This is a genomic window from Microcystis sp. M53598_WE2, assembly GCF_030067735.1.
In the GTDB taxonomy this organism is placed as follows: Bacteria; Cyanobacteriota; Cyanobacteriia; order Cyanobacteriales; family Microcystaceae; genus Microcystis; species Microcystis aeruginosa.
On record NZ_JASJFE010001100.1, the window covers coordinates 1 to 7,078 of the forward strand.

Consider the following 7,078-nt stretch of genomic DNA (forward strand, 5'->3'; position numbering starts at 1 on the left):
TCATGTGAACTGCAATGTAAACTTGTACTAACCATATTAGCAGTTGTTTGCAGTCATTTGCATATATTTTTTACAAAACTTTACAATACTTATTATAGTTATAGCATCGGTTTTTGAGAATTGTCTATATACAAAGTCAGCATTCATGAGTGAGGGGAACCCTGGGGCGAATTACTTCGCCCCTTTAAAAGCCCCGTCCCATCGCACTAAGCGCGAGGGACTTCTGCTGACACTAAGTTAAATTGCCAAGGAATGATCGAGCATTGCTTGCCGACGTAAACAATTCCAGTAGGCTGCATAAAGATCCGTCTGTTGACCGCGCAGGGAAGCGATCGCAGGTGCAGCAGGAAAAGGCCAGAGACGATCAAAAACCACTTCTCGATGAGCCAGACGAAACTGCAGCAAATAAACAGAAGAAGGAGCCTGTAAATTATCCAGTAATTGCGCTGCCAGCCGATGTAAAGACTTAAGACTCTCTCTTTCCAGACTAATCGGTTGACTGTAGGCGTTGGGGATCATGCCTTCTCCGATTACCTCACCGTATTCTAAACCCTTAGATGTCACCGTGATCGGCAACCAAAGATCCCCAAAAGAAGAATCTCCCTGACTGGTTTTATAGTGCAGGGTATGGGCAACCCAAGTGCGTCTTTCCTCGATATCCCGACAAGCTTGATAAACTTTTTTACCAGGAAAATTCACCCAATTGGGTAATTGAATTGTTAAGGGACACCAGATTAAATTATTCTGGCTGGTTTTACCCGACTCCATTTTTGACCACAAAGAAGCCGTCCCCGTCACCTCCACCGCTAGGGATTTAGGAACCGCATTTTTTAAGGCAATCACCATCTTTTCGGTAACGGGCGATAGCCGAGACATCTGACCACTGGCTTGAGCTTCGGCATTAACGAGAATGATAACTTTGTCCATTTCTTGTTGTGGGTTGGGTGAACTTGAACGATCAGCGGTGAGGTTGGTTAAGAATGCGAACTGACTGGGGTTCAATGCTTCTGTAGTCGCCATGGCAAAAGCTATTTCTCTGGATTTTAGCGGATTATACAAGAGCGCAACTATTTTTTACGGATTTTTTCAACAACAACCAGCTTCGAGGCGGGATTTTTCTACTCCCCCTCATAGAATACCTTAAGTAATCAGTGATCACTGATTACTGATTACTCAAATCTGAATAACTGGTAACTGATCACTGAAATTACTCGTCTTCGGCAAAAATAAAGCGAGTTAGTTCACTAGGATCGGGTTCGGGGCTAGATTCGGCAAATTTAACCGCTGCCTCGATTTCAGCTTGAATTTTCTCCTCGATTTCTTTTAATTCTTCTCTCGTGGCCAGATCTCGCTCGTAGAGATAGGCGGCAAAGCGAGTGATCGGATCTCTTTCGCCCCAGAATTGTTTCTCGTCAGCACTGCGTAACTCGTCGGGATCTGCTAGAGAGTGACCCCGGAAACGATAGGTTAAGGCCTCAATTAAAGTCGGTCCCTCACCAGCGCGGGCCCGAGCCACGGCTTCTCTGGCGGCGGCATGAACGGCGACCACATCCATACCGTCCACTTCCACACCGACCATACTAAAAACACTAGCTTTTTTATAGATTTCCGGTTGAGAAGTGGCTCGATCGTGGGCCATACCGATCGCCCACTTATTATTTTCCACCACATAGATAATCGGCAACTTCCAGAGAGCGGCCATATTCAGACACTCAAAAAACTGGCCATTATTACTCGCCCCATCCCCGAAGAAACAGACCGTTACCTGATCGGCACTGGCATCACCCATGGCTTCGCGACGGTACTTACTTTGAAAAGCCGCCCCGGTTGCGACGGGAATCCCCTCGGCCACAAAAGCGTAACCCCCCAAAAGCTTATGTTCGGCGGAGAACATGTGCATGGAGCCGCCCCGTCCTTTACTACAGCCGGTAGCTTTGCCGAATAACTCCGCCATTACCTCTTGAGCGGGAACTCCGGCACTGAGGGCGTGGACGTGATCGCGATAGGTGCTAGAAACGTAATCTTCTCCCTGACGCAAGGCTTTAATAATACCGCTAGATATCGCTTCTTGACCGTTGTAGAGGTGGACAAAACCGAACATTTTGCCCCGATAATACATTTCGGCACATTTATCTTCAAACATCCGCCCCAAAACCATATCCTCGTATAGGCGAAGACCTTCAGCTTTGGTAATAATGATGGAAGCAGGATTAAAGGTTGGTAAAGTACGTTCGGAAATCATAGGGTCTGTAGTATCATTTAGACAACAAAAAGGCAAGGGGAGAGGAAGCGGTAGATTTTTCGAGAATTCTGGCAGTGAATTTTTTGGTCTTAAACCAAGGGGTTCTTGGTATTTTCTCTCTCAAATCTAATCTTAGTCAGTCAGAGATTGGCTAGGATAAGATGGTATCTTGTTATTTTACTCGCTCCGCTCTCACTTACATCACTTAATTCACCTTAGATGTCGGCAGGATGCCCCCGTTACACCCTACGGGTTGGCGGCGGAGGAATGCCGACCAGTATAAAACGCGCGTAGCGCATCGACTCTAAATATGTTATGCTTCCTGTTGGTGAGTTTTTTGAGGCCGTGGAACAAGTCCTGACGCTAGTGATCAAGCTTCAAGTATGTAGCGAACAACAACAAGCGCTGTCCGATACCTGTACGGCTTTTGCGTCGGCTTGTAGCTGGATTAACGAGAACGTCAATCCCCGGCTGACTAACCGGAACTCGATTCAAGCCGTCTGTTATCAGGACGTTAAGGATCGGTTCGGATTGACGGCTAACCACGTTGTCAGAGCTTGCGGTCGGGTGGCGGCTAATCGTTTGACAGCAAAACTTCAAGGGAAGAAGGTCAAGAACTTTGCTCCAACAAGTTTCGACTGTGACGCTCGAACCTTCCGTTTCGTCGAGAAAGATTGGGCGATTACTGTTAGCACCACGGGGAAACGGTTAACCATTCCCCTGAGAGCGAGCAATTACCATCGGGGGAAACTTACCTGGCAAAATCCGACCTCCGCTCAAATCTGCCTACATCGTGACGGCGGTTGGTATGTCCACATCCAACTAAAATCGGAACCGCCGAAACCTATCAACGCGGATAACATTATCGGGGTCGATTTCGGCCGTCGTGACATCGCGGTAACATCAACCGATCAATCGTGGTCGGGGGATGGAATCAAGGAAACGAGGGATAAATACAGTCGCGTTCGAGCTTCTCTGCAAAGGAAAGCGTCTCAAGGCACTAGATCCACCAGGCGTAGGTGTCGGGAGATATTGAAACGGCTATCGGGGCGGGAGAGAAGATACCAAGCGCACTTAAATCATGTAATCAGTAAAGCTATCGTTGCCGAGGCAAAATCAACCAACTCGATTATCGCTATTGAAGACCTAACCGGTATTCGAGAGAGAACCAACCAACAACCACGAAATAAGACCGAGAGAAGACGGTCTAACTCTTGGGCTTTCTATCAACTTCGACAATTTCTCGAATACAAAGGCATTAAAGAAGGAGTTGAGGTTATCGCGGTTAATCCACGATATACCTCTCAAACCTGTCATTGTTGCCTACATATCGGAATTAGAAGCGGAAAATCGTTTAAGTGTAGTAATAAGACTTGTGGTTGGATTGGTGACGCAGACGCGAACGGTAGCAAGATGATTAGACTTTTGGGGCTGAGTGTAATCCAGCCCAGAGAGCCGAATTTATTGGCTTGCCCGATAAGTTTAGGGTTACAGAAAGCTCCCGTTAAGCTGACGCTTTAACGGGAGTAGATTACTAAGGACTCTCCAGAGTTGAGGTACAGCTAACCGTGCGCATTCCTCTTGACTACTACAGGATATTGGGAATCCCCTTTCAGGTGAGTGCCGAGCAGATTGATTTGGCCCACGCCGACCGGGGACGGCAATTGCCACGTCAAGAATACAGTCAAACAGCGATCATTGCCCGTCAGCACTTGTTAGATGAAGCTTACCAAGTGTTAAGTGCTGCGGATCGCCGTCGTGATTACGATGCCCAATTTTTCGGACCCAATCCCTTGCTTCTCAACCCAGAAAGCAGTGCCGAAAACCTAGATTCTCAGGGTGGGGAGGCGGCCGCGGCTTCGCCGGAATATCCCACTCCCCAGATTACCATTGCCCCCGCCGATCTGGTGGGAGCTTTGCTCATCCTGCAAGAGTTGGGAGAATACGAGTTAGTGATTCGTTTGGCCGAAACTTATCTAGATTTAGAGCCAACTACTCGCCCAGACATGATCTTAACCTTGGCTTTGGCCTACGGGGAATTAAGTCGGGAATATTGGCAGGATAAAAATTATGAACAGGCGGCCAGCACCGCAACCAAAGCCCTGACTTGGTTGGAACAAGAACAAATGTTCCCGCAAGTGGCCAGCGAGATTCGCCATGATTGCGATCGCCTGCGTCCCTACCGGATACTGGAATTGTTATCCCAAGAAAAAAAACCTAGTCTTGCCCGTCAGCGCGGCTTAAATCTCTTGGAGGAGATGTTGGCCGCTCGCGGCGGCATCGATGGCCAGGGCGACGATCGCTCTGGGTTGGGGGTGGATAATTTTTTACGCTTTATTCAACAGTTACGGGTTTATTTAACTCAGGCCGAACAGGAGAAAATCTGGGCTAAAGAGGCTCAACGCCCCTCGGCGGTGGGTAATTATCTGCTGGTCTATGCCTTGATCGCCCGCGGTTTCGCCCAAAAACAACCCGCCGCTATTGTCGCAGCCTGCGAGCGCCTACAGCAATTACAAAAACATCAGGATGTCTCCCTAGAGCGATCGATCTGCGCCCTACTGCTCGGTCAGACGGAACGAGCAAGCACAATTTTAGAAAAAAGTCAAGAGCAAGAAATATTAAATTATATTAAGGAACAATCCGGGCAATCTGCCGATCTTTTACCCGGGTTATGTCGTTACGGTGAGCGTTGGTTACAAACAGAAGTTTTCTGCCATTTTAGTGATTTAGTCGAGCGGAAAGCCTCACTCAAAGAGTATTTTGCCGAGGAAGAAGTACAAAATTATTTAGAAGAATTGTCAGGTTTTCCTGACGAAAAAGTTCCCGTCGAGGTTCGAGAAAAGGCCAGCGAACCCTTAGAATCGGAAGTAAATGTTCTGAAAACCCACACCCCCCCCACCCATTTAAACCCAGTGCCAGGAGTGACACCGATGAGGGAATCTGCTTATTCTTCTTCCCACTCTCGTCCCCAAAAACCGTCTTTAGCTAGAGCTAACGGTGAGCGGACAAGCACTGCTGTACCTGCCCTGAGAGCCACCGCTCAGGAGGAAACTCTCACCCCCTATACTCAGGGTAGTGTGGTGGTGACAGCAGCCTATCGTCAACCGGCACTTAATCCCCCCCGTCGTCGTCCTAGTCGCCCGCGCCACCAAGCAGCAGGCAACTCCGGGCCGGCAGCCCTAGAAACGGCAAAAACTGCCGTAGTCGCACCGAAACGGAGACGACCAGCCCGCAGAAAACTGCGACTCGATCGAGTGGCGATATTAGGGGTAGGATTAGTGGGAACAATCGCGGTTTTGTCCTTGGGGGTAAAGGCAATTGTCGATAGTCAATCTCCTTTGGCAGCCTTGCAAGGGGAACAGTTACCGATTTCTTTAAATACTCCCATACTAGAAATTCCCTCGGCTAATGCGGAAGTGATGGAAGGGATTCCCTTGGACAAGGAAACAGCAAAGGAGACGATTCAAGCTTGGTTAGAAGCAAAATCGGCGGCTTTTGGCAGTGAACACCAAAAAGAGCAATTGAAAGAGGTTTTAACGGGTTCAGCCTTGGAACTTTGGCAAACACGGGCGGCGGCTTTACAGGAAAATAACTATCGGCACTACGATCATCAAGTGGAGGTGCGATCGGTTACTAATAATGCGAAAAATCCTAATTTAGCGACGGTGGAAGCGATAGTAAACGAAAAGACGATGTATTTTGAGAATGGCAAAAAAAATGTCAATCTTTCCTCTAATGAGTCCTTGAAGGTGCGCTATGATTTGGTACGGCAAGGAGATAAATGGTTGATCGAAAACACCCACACCCAAGTTTTACCCTGATTTTTCCCGATTAAATCCCCAAAAACTAGGCTTTAGGCTGCCCGCACATCTAATTAAGAGTGCATGGCAGCCTTTTCAGTGGGAAGTGGGGAAGTGGGGAAGTGGGGAAGTGGGGAGAAGGGAGCAGGGAGAAAAAAGCTGATAACTGATAACTGAAGACCGACTCCTGCAAAGGCAACCTTTGTACCTCACCATTAAGATAACTTCTATATCTTTAGACTGATAAATGCTCGATTCGCTTAATATTTTTTAACATAAAATAGGCTCTTTGATTGCTGTAATTAGTTCCCTAGAAGTCAAGCTAATGAGTTATGATACTAGGTAGGAATCCATAGTTCTTAGAGGAGGAAAGCGGGGCAATCTCAATGTTTTGCCCACCGACAAGACCATGATTTTGATGTTTTAAAAATCTCGCATAAGTCTTTAAGAACTTTTAAAATCAGCATTCACACAGGAGGGATATTATGACAGGTAAGAGTAAACGCGGTTTTGCCTCTATGGATCAAGCTAAACAACGGGAAATCGCTAGTAAAGGTGGTAAAGCTGCTCATCAAAAAGGGACAGCCCACGAATTTACCTCCGAAGAAGCTCGCGAAGCGGGACGAAAAGGTGGTGAAGCGGTTAGCCGAGATCGGGCCCACATGGCAGCTATCGGACGGGAAGGGGGCAAAAATTCTCACAAAGGCAGTCGCAAAAACTCAAACTCCGAAGAAAATTCCCCAGCCAACGAGTCTATAGGTGAAAACTCCTCAGATTTTAGCAACTCGGAGGCAAATAGTTGATTTTGGTTGACTTTTTCTCGGGCTGAGAGGGTGTTAGGGTTTTGGGGTTTTAGTTAAATTCCCCCATTCCCCCATTCCCCCATTCCCCCATGCCCCCATTTCCCTTTCCCCGTTAACGAAGGCAGGAGGCAGAAGGCAGAAGGCAGAAGGCAGCTTTTATTTATTATCCCCACACCCCACACCCCACAACCCACACCCCACAACCCACACCCCACCCCCCAACCCCACCAAAA

The 7,078-nt window shown here is 47.9% G+C and carries 5 protein-coding genes; 3 read left to right on the forward strand and 2 right to left on the reverse strand.

Annotation, left to right across the window (positions count from 1 at the left end; genetic code table 11):
- Positions 1–237: 237 nt before the first annotated feature.
- Both PX636_RS22415 and pdhA read right to left on the reverse strand, forming a co-directional pair.
- Complete coding sequence (locus PX636_RS22415) at positions 238–1,020, reverse strand: hypothetical protein (RefSeq protein ID WP_288118996.1); 783 nt, start codon at positions 1,018–1,020, stop codon at positions 238–240.
- Positions 1,021–1,207: 187 nt separating this feature from the next.
- Positions 1,208–2,242 (reverse strand): pyruvate dehydrogenase (acetyl-transferring) E1 component subunit alpha, encoded by a 1,035-nt coding sequence (pdhA, locus tag PX636_RS22420; protein WP_002733307.1) that lies wholly within the window; start codon positions 2,240–2,242, stop codon positions 1,208–1,210.
- Between the two features lie 315 nt (positions 2,243–2,557).
- Here pdhA and PX636_RS22425 point away from each other — a divergent pair, with 315 nt between their 5' ends.
- The 3 genes from PX636_RS22425 to PX636_RS22435 all read left to right on the forward strand — a co-directional run bounded on the left by PX636_RS22425 (position 2,558) and on the right by PX636_RS22435 (position 6,845).
- Positions 2,558–3,763 carry an RNA-guided endonuclease InsQ/TnpB family protein gene (locus tag PX636_RS22425; RefSeq protein WP_012267064.1) on the forward strand — a complete coding sequence of 402 codons (1,206 nt, stop codon included), beginning with the start codon at positions 2,558–2,560 and terminating at the stop codon, positions 3,761–3,763.
- Positions 3,764–3,810: 47 nt separating this feature from the next.
- On the forward strand, positions 3,811–6,063 hold the full coding sequence (locus PX636_RS22430; RefSeq protein WP_004162716.1) for an IMS domain-containing protein: 2,253 nt from the start codon (positions 3,811–3,813) through the stop codon (positions 6,061–6,063).
- A gap of 464 nt (positions 6,064–6,527) precedes the next feature.
- Complete coding sequence (locus tag PX636_RS22435) at positions 6,528–6,845, forward strand: KGG domain-containing protein (protein WP_286827003.1); 318 nt, start codon at positions 6,528–6,530, stop codon at positions 6,843–6,845.
- Positions 6,846–7,078 lie beyond the last annotated feature (233 nt).

Bases quoted from the DNA above. Each gene is read 5' to 3' on its own strand.
- pdhA (WP_002733307.1), bottom strand. From the start codon at position 2,242: ATGATTTCCGAACGTACTTTACCAACCTTTAATCCTGCTTCCATCATT.
- PX636_RS22415 (WP_288118996.1), bottom strand. From the start codon at position 1,020: ATGGCGACTACAGAAGCATTGAACCCCAGTCAGTTCGCATTCTTAACC.
- PX636_RS22425 (WP_012267064.1), top strand. From the start codon at position 2,558: ATGCTTCCTGTTGGTGAGTTTTTTGAGGCCGTGGAACAAGTCCTGACG.
- PX636_RS22435 (WP_286827003.1), top strand. From the start codon at position 6,528: ATGACAGGTAAGAGTAAACGCGGTTTTGCCTCTATGGATCAAGCTAAA.